Source organism: Acinetobacter sp. 1424608 (assembly GCF_000588255.1).
Classification (GTDB): Bacteria; Pseudomonadota; Gammaproteobacteria; order Pseudomonadales; family Moraxellaceae; genus Acinetobacter; species Acinetobacter nosocomialis.
The window spans coordinates 157,159-176,410 of sequence record NZ_JFXL01000002.1; the positions used below are offsets into that span (position 1 = coordinate 157,159).

The following is a 19,252-nucleotide window of genomic DNA, read 5'->3' on the forward strand; positions in this document are numbered from 1 at the left end:
AAAAAACCGATGTTTCGTGCATCGGTTTTTGTTTTTTTCTAACTTCAAAACATAGAAAGAGTCTTTATCTTTGAGTTTGTTTTGAATGAAAAGTATAATAATTGTCAGAACTCTGAAAGATATCTCATGTAATTTAAGACTGTTCTATACCTAAAAAGTTGGTAAAAGCACATTTATTACCATAAGTTAGGTATAAGATTATTATCGATAGATTTAAATTATGTATTATTTCGCTGCGAAATGTCGTTATCACTGGATATTTCGTTGACTGAAAGCCAATGAGAGCCGATACTCTCAGGGTTTTATTTAAGCATATCGGTTCGTAGGCACTGGGCCAAAAGCTCGGTCCTCAAAACTCAATTCAACGGAAGGGGCTATATATGGCTGGTGAAAAGTCAACCATCATTTACACACTGACTGACGAGGCGCCATTATTGGCGACTTATTCGCTACTGCCGATCATTGAGACCTTTACTAAGCCAGCTGGTATCGAGATTGTTAAAAGTGACATCTCTGTAGCTGCACGTGTGCTCGCAGAATTCGCTGACTACCTAAGTGAAGAGCAAAAGGTATCCGACAACCTTGCTGAGCTAGGTCGTCTTACACAAGATCCAGATACTAACATTATCAAACTCCCAAATATTAGTGCCTCTGTTGCGCAATTGACAGCATGTATTAAAGAACTTCAATCTAAAGGTTATGCAATTCCTGACTATCCGGAAAACCCAGCGACTGAAGAAGAAAAAACAATCAAAGCTCGTTATGGCAAATGCCTAGGTTCAGCAGTAAACCCTGTTCTTCGTGAAGGTAACTCTGACCGTCGTGCTCCTGCTGCCGTTAAAAATTACGCTAAGAAACACCCTCACTCAATGAGCGAGTGGAAACAATGGTCGCAAACTCACGTTTCACATATGGAAGAAGGTGACTTCTACCACGGTGAAAAGTCAATGACACTTGACCGTCCACGCAACGTAAAAATGGAACTTATTACAAACAGTGGTAAGAGCATTGTTCTTAAGCCAAAAGTTGCGCTTCAAGAAGGCGAAATCATTGACTCAATGTTCATGAGCAAGAAAGCACTTTGTGATTTCTATGAAAAAGAACTTGATGATTGTAAAGAAGCAGGAATTTTATTCTCTTTACACGTTAAAGCGACAATGATGAAAGTTTCACACCCGATTGTTTTCGGTCACTGTGTGAAAATTTACTATAAAGAAGCTTTCGAAAAACACGGTAAGTTGTTTGATGAATTAGGTATTAACGTAAATAACGGTATGGCTGGGTTATACGAGAAAATCGAAACTCTTCCAACATCATTACGTGAAGAAATCATCGAAGACTTACATGCTTGCCAAGAACACCGTCCTGCACTTGCGATGGTTGACTCAGCAAAAAGTATCACTAACTTCCATTCGCCTAACGACATTATTGTAGATGCTTCTATGCCTGCAATGATCCGTGCTGGTGGTAAAATGTGGGGTGCTGATGGTAAGCAATACGATGCTAAAGCAGTAATGCCAGAATCAACATTTGCCCGTATTTACCAAGAAATGATCAATTTCTGTAAATGGCATGGTAACTTCGATCCGAAGACTATGGGTACAGTGCCAAACGTTGGTTTGATGGCTCAAAAAGCTGAAGAATACGGTTCTCACGATAAGACTTTTGAAATTCCTGAAGCAGGTATCGCAAACATTACCGATCTTGACACTGGTGAAGTGTTATTGACTCAAAATGTTGAAGAAGGTGATATCTGGCGTATGTGTCAGGTGAAAGACGCTCCGATTCGTGACTGGGTAAAACTTGCAGTGACTCGTGCACGTAACTCAGGCATGCCTGCGATCTTCTGGCTTGACCCATATCGTCCACACGAAAATGAATTGATCAAGAAAGTACAGAAGTACTTAAAAGATCACGATACGACTGGTCTTGATATCCAGATCATGTCTCAAGTACGTGCAATGCGTTACACACTTGAGCGTGTAGTTCGTGGTCTCGATACAATTTCTGTAACTGGTAACATTTTACGTGACTACTTAACTGACTTGTTCCCAATTATGGAACTTGGTACTTCTGCGAAAATGTTGTCTATCGTTCCGCTTATGGCGGGTGGTGGTATGTACGAGACTGGTGCAGGTGGTTCAGCACCTAAACACGTACAACAACTTGTTGAAGAAAACCACTTACGTTGGGATTCGCTTGGTGAGTTCCTTGCGCTTGCAGTTTCTTTAGAAGAAATGGGTATTAAAGAAAATAATGCTCGTGCGAAGTTACTTGCGAAAACACTTGATGAAGCGACTGGTAAATTACTCGATAATGACAAGTCTCCATCACGCCGTACAGGCGAGCTTGACAACCGTGGCAGCCATTTCTACTTATCACTTTACTGGGCAGAAGCACTTGCGGCTCAAGACGAAGATGCTGAGTTGAAAGCTAAATTTGCTCCACTTGCAAAAGCATTAGCTGAAAACGAACAGAAGATCGTTGCTGAGCTTGCTCAAGTACAAGGTAAAGCAGCTGACATCGGTGGTTACTATGCAGTTGATCCTGCGAAAGTAAGCGCTGTAATGCGTCCAAGTGCTACATTTAATGCGGCGCTTTCAACTGTTCAAGCTTAATAACTAATTCGTTAGTAAATAGCTGAAAAGCCGGTGCATATGCGCCGGCTTTTTTATTTTTATAAATAATAGCTATTAAAAAAGCCCACTTATGTGAGCTTTTAAAAATTAAATGTTTTTATCGACCATTACGGCTACGACCACGAGGTGCTTTAGTATTTGGACGAGTTGTACCGTTAGTTTTACGACGTGGCTTTTCACTTTCATCCATTTGCCAGATACGTTTTGTACCAGACTTTTTAACAGAACCATCTTTATTCTTACGAACCATTGGTTTGCCACCTGTACCCCCAGGTTTTTTCACATACGAGCGTGAACGATAAGGTTGTTCAGCCGGAACATCTTTAAAGTCTGGGTAGAGTAGAGGTTCGATTTCTTTGGTCTCGCCCGGCTGTAATCCTAATTGGACTAAATCAATTGAACCGATTTTAGTACGAATGAGACGTAAAGTCGGGAAACCTACCGCAGAGGTCATGCGACGAACTTGGCGGTTACGACCTTCACAAATAGAGATTTCAATCCAAGATGTTGGAATACTGGCACGGTAACGTACAGGAGGGTCTCGGTCCCATAACCATTCAGGTTCACTTACCTTAATCGCTTTAGCTGGTAAAGTCATACCATCATTAAGCTCTACACCTTTGCGCAGTTGCTCAAGCGCTTCTTCGGTTACATCGCCATCAACTTGAACTAAATACGTTTTGTATTTTTTATTCGCAGGGTTAGTAATGAACTGATTCAAACCACCATGATCGGTTAAAAAAACTAAACCCTCAGAGTCCATATCAAGACGGCCTGCTATGCGTAAAGTCGGGTCATCTATAAAGTCAGACACCGTCATATGCGCTTCGTCTTTACGAAACTGGGAGAGCACGTCATAAGGTTTGTTGAGAATGACGATTTTCATAAAAAATGACTTCTTCTTTCAAATAAGAGGTAAAAACATTGAGCAATATTTAAGTGTGAAATTTGCTTATTTCCCACATAAATCTCAAAAAGGATTAAATTCGATTAAGCTATTATGCGTGAATAAAAGTTGAAAGTATTGTTTATCGATAATTATTTTTGTTTGGTTAGTTAAATATTATAAAAGGGAGAATCTACACAATGGGTTATCAGAAGATCGTTGTTCCTGCCGACGGTGATAAAATTACAGTAAAAGCAGACCTGTCACTGAATGTACCGAATCATCCAATTATTCCTTTTATTGAGGGTGATGGTATTGGTGTAGATATTACACCGACAATGAAAAAAGTTGTTGATGGGGCAATTTTAAAAGCCTATGGCGGCAAACGTTCCATTGAGTGGATGGAAGTATATTGTGGTGAAAAGGCAAATAAAATTTATGGCACTTATATGCCAGAAGAAACTTTTGAAGCCCTGCGTGAATTTGTCGTTTCAATTAAAGGCCCCCTAACTACTCCAGTTGGTGGTGGTATTCGCTCACTTAATGTGGCGCTACGTCAAGAATTAGATTTGTACGTATGTGTACGTCCTGTGCGTTGGTTCCAAGGCGTCCCTTCACCTGTTCAGCATCCTGAATTAACCGACATGGTTATTTTTCGTGAAAATTCGGAAGATATTTATGCAGGTATTGAATGGAAAGCCGATTCGGAAGAAGCTAAAAAAGTTATTAAATTCCTTCAAGAAGAAATGGGGGTCACAAAAATTCGTTTTCCTGAAGGATGTGGTATTGGTATTAAACCCGTTTCCAAAGAAGGATCACAACGTTTAGTTCGTAAGGCCATCCAGTTTGCCATAGATAATGACAAACCATCGGTGACTCTTGTTCACAAGGGCAATATTATGAAATATACCGAAGGTGCATTTAAAGAATGGGGATACGAGTTAGCACTAGATCGTTTCGGCGGTGAACTCATAGATGGTGGCCCTTGGGTTAAAATTAAGAACCCTAAAAATGGTAAAGACATTATTATTAAAGATGTAATTGCAGATGCTTTCTTACAGCAAATTTTGATGCGTCCTGCTGACTACTCTGTGATTGCAACCCTTAATTTAAATGGTGACTATATTTCCGATGCATTAGCAGCAGAAGTAGGGGGGATTGGAATTGCACCCGGTGCAAATATTGGCGGCGCTATTGCAGTTTATGAAGCAACACATGGAACAGCACCTAAATATGCTGGGCAAGATAAAGTAAACCCGGGTTCAATTATTCTATCTGCTGAAATGATGCTTCGAGACATGGGATGGACTGAAGCGGCTGATCTGATCATTAAAGGAATTTCAGGAGCGATTGCAGCTAAAACGGTAACTTACGATTTTGAGCGTTTAATGCCGGGCGCAACCTTATTGCGTTGCTCTGAATTTGGTGATGCCATAATTCAACATATGGAAGATTAAACTTAAATAAAAAGGCCCTCGAACGAGGGTTTTTTTATGTATATAAGTATTTATACATTTTTATGCTATTAAAAATTAAAGCTAAGAGTGGGCAGTGTATCCCCATAATAAACAAGCCAATACTGTAAAACTTAGCAATATTAAACCTTGTCCGTGATGAGTAGCATACAGAGGTACATTACCAATGCTATGCGTCATTTTATAGTTCAAAACAGGCCTGATACAAAAGAAAAAAAGAGGTAATGATAAAATCACTGTATTACTAATTTTAATGCTATAGCGGAAATAGTAACTAAATAGCCCTATCGTAGCCGCATATAGCAGCGTTTTGAAAAGCACTTCACCACTGGTATATATATCTATGCCAATATAAAAATTAAACTTCCATATAAGAAGGCTAACTGTAGCAATTATTGTAATAATGCCGACAACAACCGCATTTGCTGGGTTTGATACATTGTACATTTTTAAAGTTTTTAATTGGTATAAATTAATTTGAATAAAATATATATTATAAAAAAGTATAGTACATTGACTATTTTTAACTTTATAAAACTCCTCAAAAAATCTGATTTAGACATTTTGCGACTCACGCGAGTTTGAACTAGTCTCTTTAAATACCCATAAGGCAAAAGAGAATATAATGACTATTAGTAGACCTAAACTTTGACCATGACCCGAAAGATAAAACGGAACATCTGGGATGGTTTGAAGGGCTTTATAATCAAGAATTGGTTCTAGCCAAAAGTACGCGAATGGAACAGCAATTAAAAATTGTGTTGTAAACTCAATATGATCGCGTGTTAAAAAGCCAAGAATAGCTGCTGTGGCAATATAGATAATGATCTTTACAGAGACCTCATAGGATGTTGTGATATCCAGTGCAAAAATGGTCCGGCATTTAAATGCCAGTAATGAAACACAGATAAAAGCAAACATCGCCAAGAGCTTTAAAAGCTCATCAATATAATTGTTATTGCTCATGTCTTACTCTATTTTAAGTATTAAAAATTATAAATTTTTATCGAATATAGATCAGAAAATAACACTCTACATTGACATAATATGACATTTTTTGTCAGTTGAGCTTACTGAGTAGGCGTATGGACATAGGTGTTATGCAGTTAGCTCTACTGATCTACTCATTAATTTTAATTTTGACAAACTACGATTACTCAATGAAAAGCCCCTTATGTATAGGGGCTTTTTTTATTGCATAAATTCCGGATGTTTCTGGGGCTTAGAGCTACCAATTTTCTTTTGATAGCTTTGGTCTAAAGCCTGAATAATAAGTACAAAGACAATTAAAAAGAGAGGAAAGTACAAAGTTTTCATAGTTTGGTTTCTCCGAGAGAATTTGGTATGGAAGAATGTGTACGAATTAAAAGGCTCAATGCAAATAACAAAACAATGCCTCCCATTAAAAACAAATGGGCATAAGACCAATGCAAGTGGTGTAAAGTACTAATAACAACGCCACCTAATAGCTGAGTGCTGGCAAACCCAATGGTGGCAAGGCTCCAGATTTTTTGATAACGCTGCTCATAAATCTGTAGCAGACTATAAGAGCTAATAAATACAGTGGCTGGTGTAAGTAGACCTGTAAGAAAGGACGATAAGGCGAGTAAAGCAGTAGCATGGGAAAAGAATGGTAAAGCAACTGCCAAGCAGTAGACACCGTATAGCCATTTTATGGCTTTTAAATAACCAGTAAAGCGGCTTAAAAAATAAGCCACAAAGGCGCCAATACAGCTTCCTGACCCATAAAGAACCCAAAATAAATTTCGTTGTTGCAAGGGAAAGTGTAGGGTTCCCGATAAGTAGTCCATCCAGAACAAAGAGTGGGGAATATAAGCAAAAGCACTGCACATATAAGCAATAATAATGACAATCCCCAAACGTGAGTGTGTGAAGTTTTGAGGAGCTTGTGTTGTGACTTGTACGGCCTGAGTAGACTGATATTTTAATAAACGGAAAAGAACGAAACTGCCAATAATAGAGAGTACTGCAAAAATGCTCCATACATATTGAACAGACATGTTTTTGAGTGCAGGAATAATGAGAGTAGCAGACAGCACCCCCACACCAATACCGCTAAACCCTAAAAAATTAACTTTAAGTCTTTGGCTAATTGCAATATTTTTCATAGCAAAGCTAGGTGCTAAAATCATGAGTAGGCCACCTGCGACACCTGAAATGGTGCGCCAGAGAACAAACCAAGCCAAAGGCATGTGTATAAAAGAACAGCAGATTAGGCTTAAGCTGCCTAAAACCGCCGAAGTTATAATCAAAGCGGGGATAGATTTTTCTTTAATGCTAAACAGTGCCAATAATGCGCCAACCAGATAGCCCAATAAATTTGCGCTGCCTAAGTAGCTTGCAAAATCATGAGTCCATCCATATTGCACAATCATAATAGGCATGAGTGCGGTATAGGAAAATCTAAAAATACCAATTCCTAGGCAAGTCGCTAAAAAGACAAGCAGGCTCATTCGATAGAATGTAAACATGAGAAATCTCTCAATTTTTTTATTATTAAAAGCGAGTTTATTTATCATTAGAAATGATTTAATATGATATTAATTATCTTGTTTTGAGATAGTGGCATGTTGCTTAAGTCTTTAGAGTTTTTTTTAGCGGTTGCAGAGAGTGGAAGTTTTTCATTGGCTGCACAAAAAATGTGTACGGTTCAATCCAATATCACGAGCCACGTGAAAAAGCTTGAAGAAGAGTTAGGTGTGATTTTATTAAATCGTCATAACCCCGTTACATTAACCAATGCAGGACACCAGCTACATGGTTATGCTGTGCAAATGATCGTACTGCATAATAAAGCGAAGACAATCTTCCGAGAAGGTGATATTGACCCGAATGAAACTATTCGTTTGGGCAGTATGGAAACGACAGCAGCAATACGACTTCCTCAATTGCTTAATGAATGTATGCAGCAACATCCGAATCTGCCGCTTGAACTTCAAACTCACCCGACAGGATATTTGTTAAATGCTGTGCAACAAGGAGAAGTCGATTGTGCTTTTGTCGCTTCTAAATATGTGATTCCAGAGCTATATAGTTTTCCGGTGTGGCAAGAACAACTGGTTTTGGTTTGCCCAAAACAACAAATTGATTTTCCCGACATTGCCACCCTCGCAAAGACTCGTTTTATTGCATTTCGACAAGGATGTTCCTATCGGCATGCAATTGAGTTGTTTTTAAATGATCACAGTGTGCCACCTTCGCAAATTATGGAAATGGGCAGTCTGGATGGCATTGTAAGCTGTGTGGAATTAGGTGTCGGTTTTGCTTTATTGCCAAAGTCATATCTGAATAAAGTAGCCGATAAAGTCTCATTAAGTTGTTTTGAAATTAACACTGAATCTGCACATTTCACTACTTATTTGGTCGCTCAGCCTCCTGAAACATGGGGCAGTAATCTAAAGCAGTTTATTTGTTTTATTGAGCAACAATTTATACAGAAATGCGCTTAATTTTTATACATAAATATCTAACGTAACTTATGTTTTAAAAGTGATATATATGTATTTAAAAGTCATTTTATATTCTCATTCAGATCGGTAATGATCTGCATGCTAGAAAATTGTTGAAAAGGGTAGTTTATATAGGCCGGCTATGGTCAAATATGCCCCCTTAAAAGATGACACAAGCAATAATTTGGAGTTTGGGAATGAATATACCCTTAATCATCAATATTGTGGTTTTTGTCGGGTTAATATTTTTACTCGCCCAAACACGTAAAACGGACTGGAGCTTATCTAAAAAAGTTCTAGCTGGCTTAATTTTAGGTGTAGTGTTTGGTTTAGGACTACATTTGATTTATGGCGGTGGCCATCCGATTCTTGCTGAATCTATTAGTTGGTTTAATATTGTTGGTAACGGCTATGTAAAACTTTTACAAATGGTCGTGATGCCTTTGGTCTTTGTTTCGATTTTAGGTGCGGTAGCGAAGCTACACCAAGCTTCTTCTTTAGGAAAAATCAGCTTCTACACCATCGGGACTTTGTTATTTACCACACTCATCGCTGCGCTGGTGGGGGTATTTGTGACGAACTTGTTTGGTTTAACTGCCAAAGGTTTGGTACAAGGGGCGGCTGAAACAGCTCGACTTACTGCAATTCAGACTGACTATGTGGGTAAAGTAACAGACTTAAGTGTACCGCAATTTATTCTTTCTTTTATTCCGAGTAACCCTTTTGCTGAGTTAACGGGTGCAAATCCGACTTCAATTATTAGCGTGGTTATCTTTGCTGTCTTTTTAGGAATAGCAGCACTCAACCTTATGAAAGATGACGCAGAAAAAGGTCAACGTATTCTGACGGCTATTCAGACATTACAGTCTTGGGTAATGAAGCTTGTTCGTTTAGTGATGACGCTTACACCATATGGTGTTTTTGCCCTAATGACGAAAGTTGTGGCAAGTTCAAATGTCGCAGATATCTTGAACCTAGGTGGTTTCTTGGTGGCGTCTTATTTAGGTTTGGCGATTATGTTCGTCGTGCATGCCATTATTTTGACTCTGACTGGTGTTTCTCCACTTAAGTTCTTCAAGAAAGTTGCTCCGGTTCTAACATTCGCATTTACGAGTCGTTCAAGTGCTGCAAGTATTCCACTGAGCATTGAAGCGCAAACTCGTCGTTTGGGCGTGCCTGAGTCTATTGCAAGTTTCTCTGCTTCTTTTGGTGCCACTATTGGACAAAATGGTTGTGCGGGTTTATATCCAGCCATGCTCGCAGTCATGGTTGCGCCAACTATGGGTATTAACACCCTAGACCCAATGTGGATTGCTTCGTTAGTGGGTATTGTGACTTTAAGTTCAATTGGCGTAGCCGGTGTTGGTGGTGGTGCAACTTTCGCAGCATTGATCGTACTTCCTGCTATGGGCTTACCTGTAACATTGGTTGCTCTTCTTATTTCAATTGAACCACTCATTGATATGGGACGTACTGCGTTAAACGTAAATGGTTCGATGACTGCTGGTGTAGTTACAAGCCAATTTATGGGGCAGACCGACAAAGCTATAATGAATAGCGAAGATGAAATTGAATTAACTCAACATCATTAAGAGTTAATATTAAACGGCTCTTCACTCTGGATGAGCCGTTTTTTATATGTGTAACTTGCGACTGTGATGTTAATTTTTAAAAAACTGTATCTGTTTTTCTTTTAAATAATTTTCGAAAATGAGCCTATTAAGAAAGAGAGCACTAACATGAAAATGTATCAAGTCGATGCTTTTACCAAAGAGTTATTTCGTGGAAATCCGGCTGCTGTGATTGTTGAAAAAGAATGGCCAGATGCAGATTTAATGCAAAAGATAGCACTTGAAAATAACTTATCCGAGACTGCTTTTGTAAAAATTATAGACTCTGAAAATTATGAAATACGTTGGTTTACTCCAACGGTTGAGGTGGATTTTTGCGGGCATGCGACTCTTGCGAGTGCTTTCATATTATTTAAAGATTTTACTGAGAAAAAGACTCTTAATTTTCATGTACGAAACTTAGGTTTGTTTGTAGTTCATCAAGATGAAGACGGCAAAATCAGAATGGATTTCCCAATTCGTAAAGCTCAGCAAGTTGAAGATTATCCGGCTATTTTACGTCAAGCATTAACAAAACCGTTTAAAGCGGTTTATCAAAATGTTCAAGCCTACATTGTTGAATATGAGTCAGTGCAAGATGTGTTAGATGAGCAACCCGACATGAACTTACTTAAAGCCTTAGGTAAGCGGACTGCAATTACAACTACAGCAATGGATGTTGCAATCACCTCAAAAGCTGACGATCAATATGACTGTGTTTCTCGTTATTTTGCACCTGTCGCAGGCATTGATGAAGACCCGGTTACTGGTTCAATTCATACCGCAATAGCGCCACTATGGACAGAGAAACTCGCTAAAAATAATATTGTGGCCTATCAGGCTTCTAGCCGTGGAGGCGTTTTGTATTGTAATGTCTTAAATCAGGAACGTATTGAAATTTCGGGATATGGCAAACTTTATATGCAAGCCGAAATTTTTCCTTAAAATATAAGGCCGTTTAAATAAACGGCTTTTTTTTCAAATCTTTACTATGAAAGTCAGCTCAAATTTCCTACTATAGTCACACAACTATTGATTTTTTATTATTCAAATTAATTGGTATTTATATGTTTATGCAGTTTAAACAACTGACTCTCTCCCTATGTATTTTTGGTTTAAGTGCTGCCTCTTTTGCACAAACAACATTAGTAAAAAGTAAGCAAAATGTTGAGGAATATAAATTAGATAATGGTTTTCGGGTAGTGCTTGCGCCGAATGACAAAGAAAATAAAATCTTTATTAATACCATTTATTTAACGGGTTCTTTAAATGATCCACAGGGTAAAAGTGGTTTAGCACATTTACTCGAACATTTAGCATTTAAAGGCACGCAAAATGTAAAAGGTGAAGAATTCCAACGCCGTTTAGATCAATATACGTTAATGACGAATGCGAGCACGGATTACTATTCAACCAAATACACCAATATTGTCCGTCCAGAAAAAACAGCACTCGATCAAGTGCTGTACCTTGAATCTGAGCGCATGGACAAATTAGTTCTACAAGAAAAATTTGTGCCTTCTGAAATTGAAATCGTAAAGCGTGAACGTGAAGTCCGTATGGATCAGCCTTTTGCTGTCTTGATGGATCAAATGTGGAAGTCGGCTTATGGTAATCAATATCTAGGTCGATTACCGATTGGTGATTTACCTGAGCTTAAGTCAATTAAAATGCCTGAGTTGAACCAGTTCTATCGCAGTTGGTATGCGCCTAATAATGCGGTCATGGTGATTTCAGGCAAGTTTGATAAAACTGATGTTTTAAAAACGATAGACCAATATTTTAGCCCAATTCCTGCAAGAGCTGTGCCTAAGCCTGTTCAAGTGCCTGTGTTAGATTCTACAAAACTCAAAAACCGTGAGTTTGTGGTGAAAAAGGGTAGTGATTTGGCCAAATTCCATATCTATATGGATGGTAAAAACACAAAAATTCAACCGGAACTGGCTTTCGCACCTATGTTGTATACCATGCAGCCAAGTGGTCATTTGTACCAAAATATGGTTGAAACAGGTGTTAGTACAGACGTTCAGGCATCAACATGGCTAGATCAAGATTTTAACGTCGTATTTTTAGGTGCTATTTATTCACCAAAAAATGACCCTAAAAAAGTTGAAAGCGCTTTGCTCTCTGGAATTGAAAAGGGTAAACCTTTTACAGAGACTGAGCTAAATCGTGTAAAAAGCTTAATGAAAACGCAAGGTGAGTTAGTCAATAAAGATGCCGTTGCTTTGGGTTCCCGTTTAAGTGATTACACTGTAGCGGATGGGCAATGGGACCAATATTTCAAAGATTTAGATTCAATTGATAAAGTGAAGCTCAATGAGGTAAATCAAACTTTAAAACAGTTCCTTGTTGCAGGTCATCGTATTGATGGCGATATTTTGCCAACACCAGAAGACCAAAAGAAAGCATTACAACTCGACGCAAAAGATAAGCCTAAAACATTAGATCAAACAGATGTTAAAGTAGAGCCTTTAAAAGATCCGAAAGTTTATCAACAAGAAGTTGCCGAGTTTTTAAAAACGTCTAAGCAATATGCCGAAAGTAATGAGAAAAAAATCCTTCGCGGAAAGCTTAAAAATGGAATGAAGTATGCTTTATTCCCTGTAGAAACCCGTGATGATCGTACCTATGCCACCATTACTATGGATTTTGGTACAGAGAAATCTTTATTCGATAAAGGTACGGTTGTTGATTTAACTTCATATTTATTGCTTCGCGGTTCTGATAAATATAGCTTGCAAGATATTGCCGATAAATCGATTGATGCAGGTGGCGCAGCTTATGCGAGTGCCGATGGCAATGGCATGACCATTAATATTCAATCTAAAACTGAAAAGTTCGATGAGTTTTTCAAGTTTGTTCTAGAGGTCATGAAAAATCCTAAATTTGAACAATCTCAATTTGATTTAATTAAATCTCAAAGCTTATCTAGTCTTGATCGCCCTTATACAGAACCGGATGTGGTAGCAGGTCTAACATTATCTCGCTTGGTAGAAGAATACCAGCCGGGTGATTTGCGTTATCACTTTGAACCGGAGCTGGCTAAAAAACAATTAAAGAATGTGACTCAAGAACAAGTCAAAGAGCTTTATCAGCATTTCTTTGCCATGAATCATGCGCAAATTGCGATTACAGGTGCATTTGATGCCCAAAAAATGAAAAAGCTATTGAATCAAGAGTTCGGAAGCTGGAATAGCAAACAACCGTATGAAAAAATCTTGATTCAGCACGTTGATTTCCCTGCTCAGCAAGTACATGTCTTATCTGAGCAGCGAGAGTTTGGTAGTTATCAAAGTGTACTGGCCTTACCAGTTGGGAAAAACCATCCTGACGCTTCTGCATTAATTTTAATGAATTACATTTTGGGTGAATCTCAAATTTCTTCACGTTTGGCTCAAGAGCTTCGTGAAAAAAATGCATTAGTTTATGGTTTTGGAACAGGACTGCAACTTGATCAGGACACCAATGTGGGTGCATTAAGTATTAGTGCAAACTATACGGCTGGGCGTTCGGCACAAGTTTCTGCTTCAGTTCATAAGGTATTAAATGACTTATTAACCAATGGTATTACCGAGCAAGAGCTTGCAGCAGCTAAAGCAGATCTCATGAAAAAACGTGTTACTGCATTAGAGGATGAGCGTAATATTCACGGTATGTTAAATATTGAGCTTGAGTCAGGTAAAACATTACTGGATCGTGTTAAGCATGATCAAGATTTAACAAAGCTAACTGTTGCTGATGTAAATGCAGTCATTAAAAAATATATTAAACTTTCCAATCTCGTTGAAGTGATGGCTGACCAATATGGTCAACCGCAAAAGCAATAAATGACTTGCCAAATAAAAAGCCACATGAAGTGGCTTTTTATTTGGGTATTTAAAATTTATTAATGATCATGGTCATGCTTGTGAGTATGAAAATCTTCATTCTTACGGAAACGTAAATAGTTTTCGAACTGTTCACAGTACTCATCAAAGTTATCTTCAAGCATCATTTGAAATTGTTGAAGCAGATAAGACATCACTTGTTCTTTTGCATCACGCATTTCATTGCCATCTTTAAAATTATTGGCAGCGACCCATGTATTAAAACGGGCAGTTGCAAATAACATCGCAGCACTCACTTGACCGCGAAGCTCAGCTGGATCAGGTTTTTGGCCTTTAGGCGGGCGACAAAAATCATTCGCTTGTTTAATGAATTCATCCGCACGCTCAAAGAAAACAGCATTTAACGCTTCTTCTTCAGTAATATCTGTTGCATTAATCTTTTGAGACATGACTTATTCCCGCAAAAATAGAGCTGCTTATTATAGGCAAAGCCTTGCGGAAACAAAACCTTTGCCTTAGTCTGTAAATAGCCTAAGTATTGGGAGTTATAATATGCAAGATGCAATTGCCGTTCAAAGTCTAAAAACAGATATTGCTTTATTACGTCAGCATGTTTTTCCGCCCCAATATTTGGAGCATGTCGAAGGGCTGCCAATTTATTATGGTTTGCAAGAAGAAGTCTTAGCCTATTATCAACAATGGAAAGATTTAATAGAAAGGGCACAAGAGCTTTTTCAACCTTTTATGGAAGATGAGTTACCAGATGCCATTCATTTACCAAGCCATCTAAATTTACCTTTATTCTTTTTTCATGTGGACCGAATTCGTATTAATAAAACACGTGCTAAAGAATCGAAAACTTTCCGTGGTGTGGCGAGTCTTATTGAAAAATGTGGGCAGTTTGAAACAGATCAGATATTTACCATGCAAGAATGGTTGCAGAGTGACGACACAGCAGCCTTAGTTGCACACCGTGAATTTATCGATTTAAGAACTTATGTATTCCAGCATGGTCAAAGTGAATATACGCGTTCACGTTTTTATACCAATGGGATTGTGTTGGGTGTTGAGCCTCACTTTAAACTTGTTGACGCTCGTGATAAGCCAAGAAAACAGCGTAGTGATAGCTATAGCGACCCATTAGCAGATAATGGTGTATGGAAAGTATTTGGTAAATACCGCTAAAAAGTCGCGACATATTTGCCGCGACTTTAAAATTCTTACCAAAATATTTTTGCCTGTTTAAATTTTTGCAAAGCTTCGGCAGACTGATTTTGTAAATAAGGCTGTTTGGCCTTAATCCATCCTAATGCAAACCAAAAATGTGGGTCATGTTCAGTTGCTTTATTAAATAGATCTTCGGCAATAAACAAGTCGTTATAAAGTCCTAAAGTATTTTGCACAGGTTGTAATTTTTTTAAAAACTGCTGAACATTTTTACGTGGATATAAGCTTGATATAAATTCGATACAGTAACGTAATTGCTTCGCTTTTTTACGTATTTTGTGCTGTTCAGTGACTTCAAGTTCTATGAAATGATCGGCATGACTTATGACTTGGTGATGTAACTTGTCTAAGCTTTTTTCTATCTGTTTTTTCAATTTTCCTTTAGCGTTTTGGTTATCTTCTTCTGAATAAACAAATGCCAGTAATGCGAGCACGAGCTTAACGGTTTCTGCAGATTTAAACAGTGTGGTTAGGTCTTTTAATGGCTGCTCAGAAATAGGTAGCAAAAGTTCAGGTGAACCATGCTGCACAATCATCGGTAAAATTTCAGTACGAATGGCATCTTCGTCTCGCGTGTCTCCAAGCTTGCGGAAAAGCTCGGCAATTTGTTCTTCCCACCCAGGGTTTAACTCGTCTGACCATGTTGCAAAATGATGAAGTGCGCTGCGTAAACGGCGTAAGCTCACGCGTGCTTGATGAATGTGTTCAGCGTCGGCAACACCATCAGCAATTGCAGCCATATTCGGCAAGAACTGTCCCAAACAGTTTTCTACAATTTTTTTGAGCGCCTGTTCTGCTGAAACGTCTTTATCTAAGTTCAGATTTTTTGCGTGAACAGCCGGTGAAGCAGCTTGCCCCAACGCAAGTAAATTACCTCGCTCGGCTTTACTTCTAACATCGAGCCAAAGTTCATAACGATTAATCCATTGCTGAGCAAATTGAATAAGTGTTTTAACTGCACCTTGTTTAAGTTCGAACTCAACTTCGCAAATTTTGCTTTGTGCTGTTGCTGTTTTTACGACGCCGTCATCAAGACAGACTTCAATTGCTGTGTCATCTGCTTCAAAAACATGATAAGTACGTTGTACATCAGTCTCAAACTGTAAGCTTAGCTTTTCGACTTCAGAGCCTAAAGCTTGAGTAATCAAATCTGTGACGGCTTTATTGTCTTTATATAACTCAAGGTTTAGTTCAGGTTCTTGTTCGCATTTTCCTAAAAAAACTTCTTCTTCAACCCGATGTAAATGACTTTGGCCGGCAGCCTTAAATGTTTGTACCCACAGGTCATTTTCTTTACGTAAGCGTAAGGCCATACCATTTTTTGCAAGTAGGCGATCTGGGGTATCGTAATACTTAGCCTGTAAATGAATATGCTGCGCTTTATGCTTTTTTAAATACTGCTGAACAGTTTTTTTCTTCGATTCAGGTAACTGAAACTTAAGCTCAACTTCAACCATAATGGATCTCCCTGAATCAGGTATTTAAACTATCTTGAATAAGTATAATAGCTTAGCGCTAAAAATAATGTTTTTGATAGAGAAAGTTACAATCAAACATATGACGCTACACTTTTATTTAGGTGTACAATCAGGTGATGTTTTGATCAAATAAAAATCAGGAAGATGATCGTGAATGCACCAGTAAACTTTAGCCATGAAACTCAGCCAGAGTTTGAGTTACCGATTAAAAACTATCAGGAATTTTATCGTTTTTATTTAACTGAACACCGTAACATCATGAGCAGACGTTTGCATGTGGTGGGTAGTAGCATTGGTCTATACTTTTTTTCAAAAGCGATTCGTAAGAAACAAGCCAAATATGTGCTCTATGGTTTGGTAGCGGGTTACGCAAATGCATGGGTTGGACATTTTGTGTTTGAAAAAAATAAGCCTGCCAGTTTTAAACAACCGCTTTATAGCTTTATTTCTGATTGGCGAATGCTCTCTGATGTTGCGACTGGCCGATTAAGTTTGATTGATCGTAAGCACGATAAAATTCCGAGTTAATTTTTATTTCAATTCTTAATATACCGATTGGTACTGGTAAGCCTATATCAATCGGTACTTATGATGACTTATAAATCCGTTATACTAGCGAAGTTTTTAAAAAGCGAGAGTAGAGTATGCGCGGTTTATATCTCATTACCAATGATGACCCAATCCAATTATTATTAGAAAAATTAGACGCCGCACTCGCAACCCGTCAAATCGCAATTTTACAGTACCGCCGTAAAAAAATAGACAAAGCCGAACAGCCTGCTGAAGTTGAACAGATTAAACAGTTATGTGAAAAATATCAGGTTCCTTTTGTCATTAATGATGACCTAAAACTGGCTGCTCAGTTTAATTTAGGTGTGCATTTAGGGCAAAGCGATGGTGAAATTACCGATGCAAAATCGCAGTTACCAGAAGGTGTCATTATTGGTCGTACTTGCCTAAACTCATTAGAACTTGCCCAAAAAGCAATTGCCGATGGCGCAACTTATGTTGCCTTTGGTGCGGTTTATGCAACTGCCACCAAACCGGAAGCTGGCAATGTAGGTATTGAAGTCATTAAGCAAGCAGCAGCTCAATACGATTTACCTATTTGTGCAATTGGGGGTTTGACTGTTGAAAACTCAAAACCTGTGATTGAGGCCGGAGCTGACCTCTGTGCAGTCATTAGTGATATATTAGGTCGATCAACTGCTGAAATTCCTGCCCGTGTACAAGCGTGGGCACAATTATTTTCTTAAGCTTTCAAAATTATTTTTTAGATATTTAAGACGAGCATTTCCATGAGTTTATCTCCAAAGCAAGAACAGTTATTTAAACAAGCCAGTAAACATATTCCTGGTGGTGTGAACTCTCCAGTACGGGCCTTTAATGGCGTTGGAGGAACACCAGTTTTCATTGAGAAAGCCAAAGGTGCGTATTTGTGGGATGTAGATGGCAAGCGCTATGTAGATTATGTGGGCTCTTGGGGACCAATGATTTTGGGCCATGCTCATCCAGATATTATTAAGGCTGTGCAAACAGCAGCAGAAGATGGTTTAAGTTTTGGTGCGCCAACCGTACACGAAACAACGTTGGCAGATATTATTTGTGAAATCATGCCATCTATTGAATTGGTACGTATGACCAACTCTGGTACAGAAGCAACTATGACTGCTATTCGTTTAGCACGTGGGTATACTGGCCGTGACAAAATCGTGAAGTTTGAAGGTTGTTACCACGGACACTCTGACTCATTGTTAGTAAAAGCAGGTTCTGGTTTATTAACTAAAGGTGAGGGCGAGCCAACATCAAAAGGTGTACCAGCTGACTTTGCTAAACACACTTTAACACTGCCATATAACGATATTGCAGCATTAAAAGAATGCTTTGCAAAATTTGGTCATGAAATTGCCGGCGTCATTATTGAGCCTGTCGCAGGTAACATGAATATGGTGAAACCAATTGATGGTTTCTTACAAGCGATTCGTGATGTGTGTGATGAATACAAATCTGTATTTATTATTGATGAAGTGATGACAGGTTTCCGCGTTGCATTGGGCGGTGCTCAGTCAGTTTATAACGTTAAACCTGACTTAACGACTTTAGGTAAAATTATTGGTGCTGGCTTACCAGTTGGTGCATTTGGCGGTAAGCGTGAAATCATGGAGTGCATCGCACCTTTAGGGGGTGTATACCAAGCGGGGACTTTATCTGGTAATCCACTTGCTATGCGCGCAGGTATTGAAATGTTTAAACATTTACGTCAGCCTGACTTTTACAGCAAGTTATCGGCTCAACTTGAAAAGTTACTTGCAGGCTTACAAGCAGCAGCAGATGAAGCTGGTATTCCATTTAAAACTCAGCAAGCGGGCGCAATGTTTGGCCTTTACTTTACCGATCAAGAAGACATCACAAGCTTTGACTCTATGTTGGCATGTGATATTGAAGCTTTCAAAAAGTTCTTCCATGGTATGTTAAAACGTGGCGTAAACTTGGCGCCGTCTGCATTTGAAGCAGGCTTTATTTCATCTGCTCATTCTGATGAAGATATCGAGTTTACCATTAAAGCCGCAAAAGAAACCTTCGCCGAAATGAAGTAAGCAAAAAGGCCCGTTTAAAACGGGCTTTTTAATTTGAGCT

At 38.6% G+C, this 19,252-nt stretch carries 17 protein-coding genes; 10 read left to right on the plus strand and 7 right to left on the minus strand.

Annotated elements, in window-relative coordinates; genetic code table 11:
* Positions 1–380: 380 nt before the first annotated feature.
* Entirely contained in the window at positions 381–2,618 is a 2,238-nt protein-coding gene (locus J678_RS07465) for an NADP-dependent isocitrate dehydrogenase (RefSeq protein WP_017394330.1), read from the plus strand.
* 118 nt (positions 2,619–2,736) lie between these two features.
* Here the strand turns inward: J678_RS07465 and J678_RS07470 are convergent, their stop codons facing one another.
* Positions 2,737–3,525 (minus strand): rRNA large subunit pseudouridine synthase E, encoded by a 789-nt coding sequence (locus J678_RS07470; protein WP_004707608.1) that lies wholly within the window; start codon positions 3,523–3,525, stop codon positions 2,737–2,739.
* A gap of 200 nt (positions 3,526–3,725) precedes the next feature.
* Between J678_RS07470 and icd the strand changes: the two genes are divergently transcribed.
* Positions 3,726–4,982: an NADP-dependent isocitrate dehydrogenase gene (gene icd, locus J678_RS07475; protein WP_017394328.1), complete on the plus strand. Its 1,257-nt coding sequence runs from the start codon at positions 3,726–3,728 to the stop codon at positions 4,980–4,982.
* Between the two features lie 81 nt (positions 4,983–5,063).
* Here the strand turns inward: icd and J678_RS22900 are convergent, their stop codons facing one another.
* The 4 genes from J678_RS22900 to J678_RS07485 all read right to left on the minus strand — a co-directional run bounded on the left by J678_RS22900 (position 5,064) and on the right by J678_RS07485 (position 7,492).
* Positions 5,064–5,555 carry a hypothetical protein gene (locus J678_RS22900; protein WP_081403966.1) on the minus strand — a complete coding sequence of 164 codons (492 nt, stop codon included), beginning with the start codon at positions 5,553–5,555 and terminating at the stop codon, positions 5,064–5,066.
* On the minus strand, positions 5,556–5,966 hold the full coding sequence (locus tag J678_RS07480; protein ID WP_017394327.1) for a hypothetical protein: 411 nt from the start codon (positions 5,964–5,966) through the stop codon (positions 5,556–5,558).
* A 225-nt stretch (positions 5,967–6,191) separates the two neighbouring features.
* Positions 6,192–6,317 (minus strand): hypothetical protein, encoded by a 126-nt coding sequence (locus J678_RS22905; protein WP_017394326.1) that lies wholly within the window; start codon positions 6,315–6,317, stop codon positions 6,192–6,194.
* Positions 6,314–7,492 carry a YbfB/YjiJ family MFS transporter gene (locus J678_RS07485; RefSeq protein ID WP_032027225.1) on the minus strand — a complete coding sequence of 393 codons (1,179 nt, stop codon included), beginning with the start codon at positions 7,490–7,492 and terminating at the stop codon, positions 6,314–6,316. Before J678_RS07485 ends, J678_RS22905 begins: the two co-directional genes overlap by 4 nt.
* 96 nt (positions 7,493–7,588) lie before the next feature.
* On the opposite strand from J678_RS07485, the gene J678_RS07490 reads away from it, so the two are divergent.
* The 4 genes from J678_RS07490 (at position 7,589) to J678_RS07505 (ending at position 13,910) form a co-directional block, all read left to right on the plus strand.
* Entirely contained in the window at positions 7,589–8,470 is an 882-nt protein-coding gene (locus tag J678_RS07490) for a LysR family transcriptional regulator (protein ID WP_017394324.1), read from the plus strand.
* A 197-nt stretch (positions 8,471–8,667) separates the two neighbouring features.
* On the plus strand, positions 8,668–10,062 hold the full coding sequence (locus tag J678_RS07495) for an L-cystine transporter (protein ID WP_001025080.1): 1,395 nt from the start codon (positions 8,668–8,670) through the stop codon (positions 10,060–10,062).
* 147 nt (positions 10,063–10,209) lie between these two features.
* The gene (locus J678_RS07500; RefSeq protein ID WP_017394323.1) at positions 10,210–11,025 is read left to right on the plus strand and encodes a PhzF family phenazine biosynthesis protein; all 816 of its coding nucleotides are present in this window, start codon (positions 10,210–10,212) and stop codon (positions 11,023–11,025) included.
* Positions 11,026–11,147: 122 nt separating this feature from the next.
* A complete protein-coding gene (locus J678_RS07505; protein ID WP_017394322.1) occupies positions 11,148–13,910 on the plus strand; it encodes a M16 family metallopeptidase in 2,763 nt (920 codons plus the stop codon).
* A 59-nt stretch (positions 13,911–13,969) separates the two neighbouring features.
* Here J678_RS07505 and J678_RS07510 read toward each other — a convergent pair whose 3' ends face one another.
* Positions 13,970–14,359: a DUF3144 domain-containing protein gene (locus J678_RS07510; RefSeq protein ID WP_002052603.1), complete on the minus strand. Its 390-nt coding sequence runs from the start codon at positions 14,357–14,359 to the stop codon at positions 13,970–13,972.
* A gap of 103 nt (positions 14,360–14,462) precedes the next feature.
* Between J678_RS07510 and J678_RS07515 the strand changes: the two genes are divergently transcribed.
* On the plus strand, positions 14,463–15,095 hold the full coding sequence (locus J678_RS07515) for a hypothetical protein (RefSeq protein ID WP_017394321.1): 633 nt from the start codon (positions 14,463–14,465) through the stop codon (positions 15,093–15,095).
* A 35-nt stretch (positions 15,096–15,130) separates the two neighbouring features.
* Here the strand turns inward: J678_RS07515 and J678_RS07520 are convergent, their stop codons facing one another.
* Positions 15,131–16,594 (minus strand): CYTH and CHAD domain-containing protein, encoded by a 1,464-nt coding sequence (locus J678_RS07520; protein ID WP_017394320.1) that lies wholly within the window; start codon positions 16,592–16,594, stop codon positions 15,131–15,133.
* 165 nt (positions 16,595–16,759) lie between these two features.
* Here J678_RS07520 and J678_RS07525 point away from each other — a divergent pair, with 165 nt between their 5' ends.
* The 3 genes from J678_RS07525 (at position 16,760) to hemL (ending at position 19,212) form a co-directional block, all read left to right on the plus strand.
* The gene (locus J678_RS07525; RefSeq protein WP_017398143.1) at positions 16,760–17,143 is read left to right on the plus strand and encodes a DUF962 domain-containing protein; all 384 of its coding nucleotides are present in this window, start codon (positions 16,760–16,762) and stop codon (positions 17,141–17,143) included.
* A 116-nt stretch (positions 17,144–17,259) separates the two neighbouring features.
* Positions 17,260–17,871 carry a thiamine phosphate synthase gene (thiE, locus tag J678_RS07530; protein WP_017394319.1) on the plus strand — a complete coding sequence of 204 codons (612 nt, stop codon included), beginning with the start codon at positions 17,260–17,262 and terminating at the stop codon, positions 17,869–17,871.
* A gap of 42 nt (positions 17,872–17,913) precedes the next feature.
* Positions 17,914–19,212 carry a glutamate-1-semialdehyde 2,1-aminomutase gene (gene hemL / locus J678_RS07535; RefSeq protein ID WP_031955683.1) on the plus strand — a complete coding sequence of 433 codons (1,299 nt, stop codon included), beginning with the start codon at positions 17,914–17,916 and terminating at the stop codon, positions 19,210–19,212.
* The last annotated feature ends 40 nt before the right edge of the window (positions 19,213–19,252 follow it).

What these genes read in the sequence shown, in the direction of transcription:
- J678_RS22905 (WP_017394326.1), bottom strand. Translation starts at nt 6,317, where the DNA reads ATGAAAACTTTGTACTTTCCTCTCTTTTTAATTGTCTTTGTACTTATT.
- J678_RS07525 (WP_017398143.1), top strand. Translation starts at nt 16,760, where the DNA reads ATGATCGTGAATGCACCAGTAAACTTTAGCCATGAAACTCAGCCAGAG.
- thiE (WP_017394319.1), top strand. Translation starts at nt 17,260, where the DNA reads ATGCGCGGTTTATATCTCATTACCAATGATGACCCAATCCAATTATTA.
- J678_RS07490 (WP_017394324.1), top strand. Translation starts at nt 7,589, where the DNA reads ATGTTGCTTAAGTCTTTAGAGTTTTTTTTAGCGGTTGCAGAGAGTGGA.
- J678_RS07520 (WP_017394320.1), bottom strand. Translation starts at nt 16,594, where the DNA reads ATGGTTGAAGTTGAGCTTAAGTTTCAGTTACCTGAATCGAAGAAAAAA.
- J678_RS07485 (WP_032027225.1), bottom strand. Translation starts at nt 7,492, where the DNA reads ATGTTTACATTCTATCGAATGAGCCTGCTTGTCTTTTTAGCGACTTGC.
- J678_RS07495 (WP_001025080.1), top strand. Translation starts at nt 8,668, where the DNA reads ATGAATATACCCTTAATCATCAATATTGTGGTTTTTGTCGGGTTAATA.
- J678_RS07470 (WP_004707608.1), bottom strand. Translation starts at nt 3,525, where the DNA reads ATGAAAATCGTCATTCTCAACAAACCTTATGACGTGCTCTCCCAGTTT.
- hemL (WP_031955683.1), top strand. Translation starts at nt 17,914, where the DNA reads ATGAGTTTATCTCCAAAGCAAGAACAGTTATTTAAACAAGCCAGTAAA.
- J678_RS07465 (WP_017394330.1), top strand. Translation starts at nt 381, where the DNA reads ATGGCTGGTGAAAAGTCAACCATCATTTACACACTGACTGACGAGGCG.
- J678_RS07510 (WP_002052603.1), bottom strand. Translation starts at nt 14,359, where the DNA reads ATGTCTCAAAAGATTAATGCAACAGATATTACTGAAGAAGAAGCGTTA.
- J678_RS07505 (WP_017394322.1), top strand. Translation starts at nt 11,148, where the DNA reads ATGTTTATGCAGTTTAAACAACTGACTCTCTCCCTATGTATTTTTGGT.
- J678_RS07500 (WP_017394323.1), top strand. Translation starts at nt 10,210, where the DNA reads ATGAAAATGTATCAAGTCGATGCTTTTACCAAAGAGTTATTTCGTGGA.
- J678_RS07515 (WP_017394321.1), top strand. Translation starts at nt 14,463, where the DNA reads ATGCAAGATGCAATTGCCGTTCAAAGTCTAAAAACAGATATTGCTTTA.
- J678_RS07480 (WP_017394327.1), bottom strand. Translation starts at nt 5,966, where the DNA reads ATGAGCAATAACAATTATATTGATGAGCTTTTAAAGCTCTTGGCGATG.
- icd (WP_017394328.1), top strand. Translation starts at nt 3,726, where the DNA reads ATGGGTTATCAGAAGATCGTTGTTCCTGCCGACGGTGATAAAATTACA.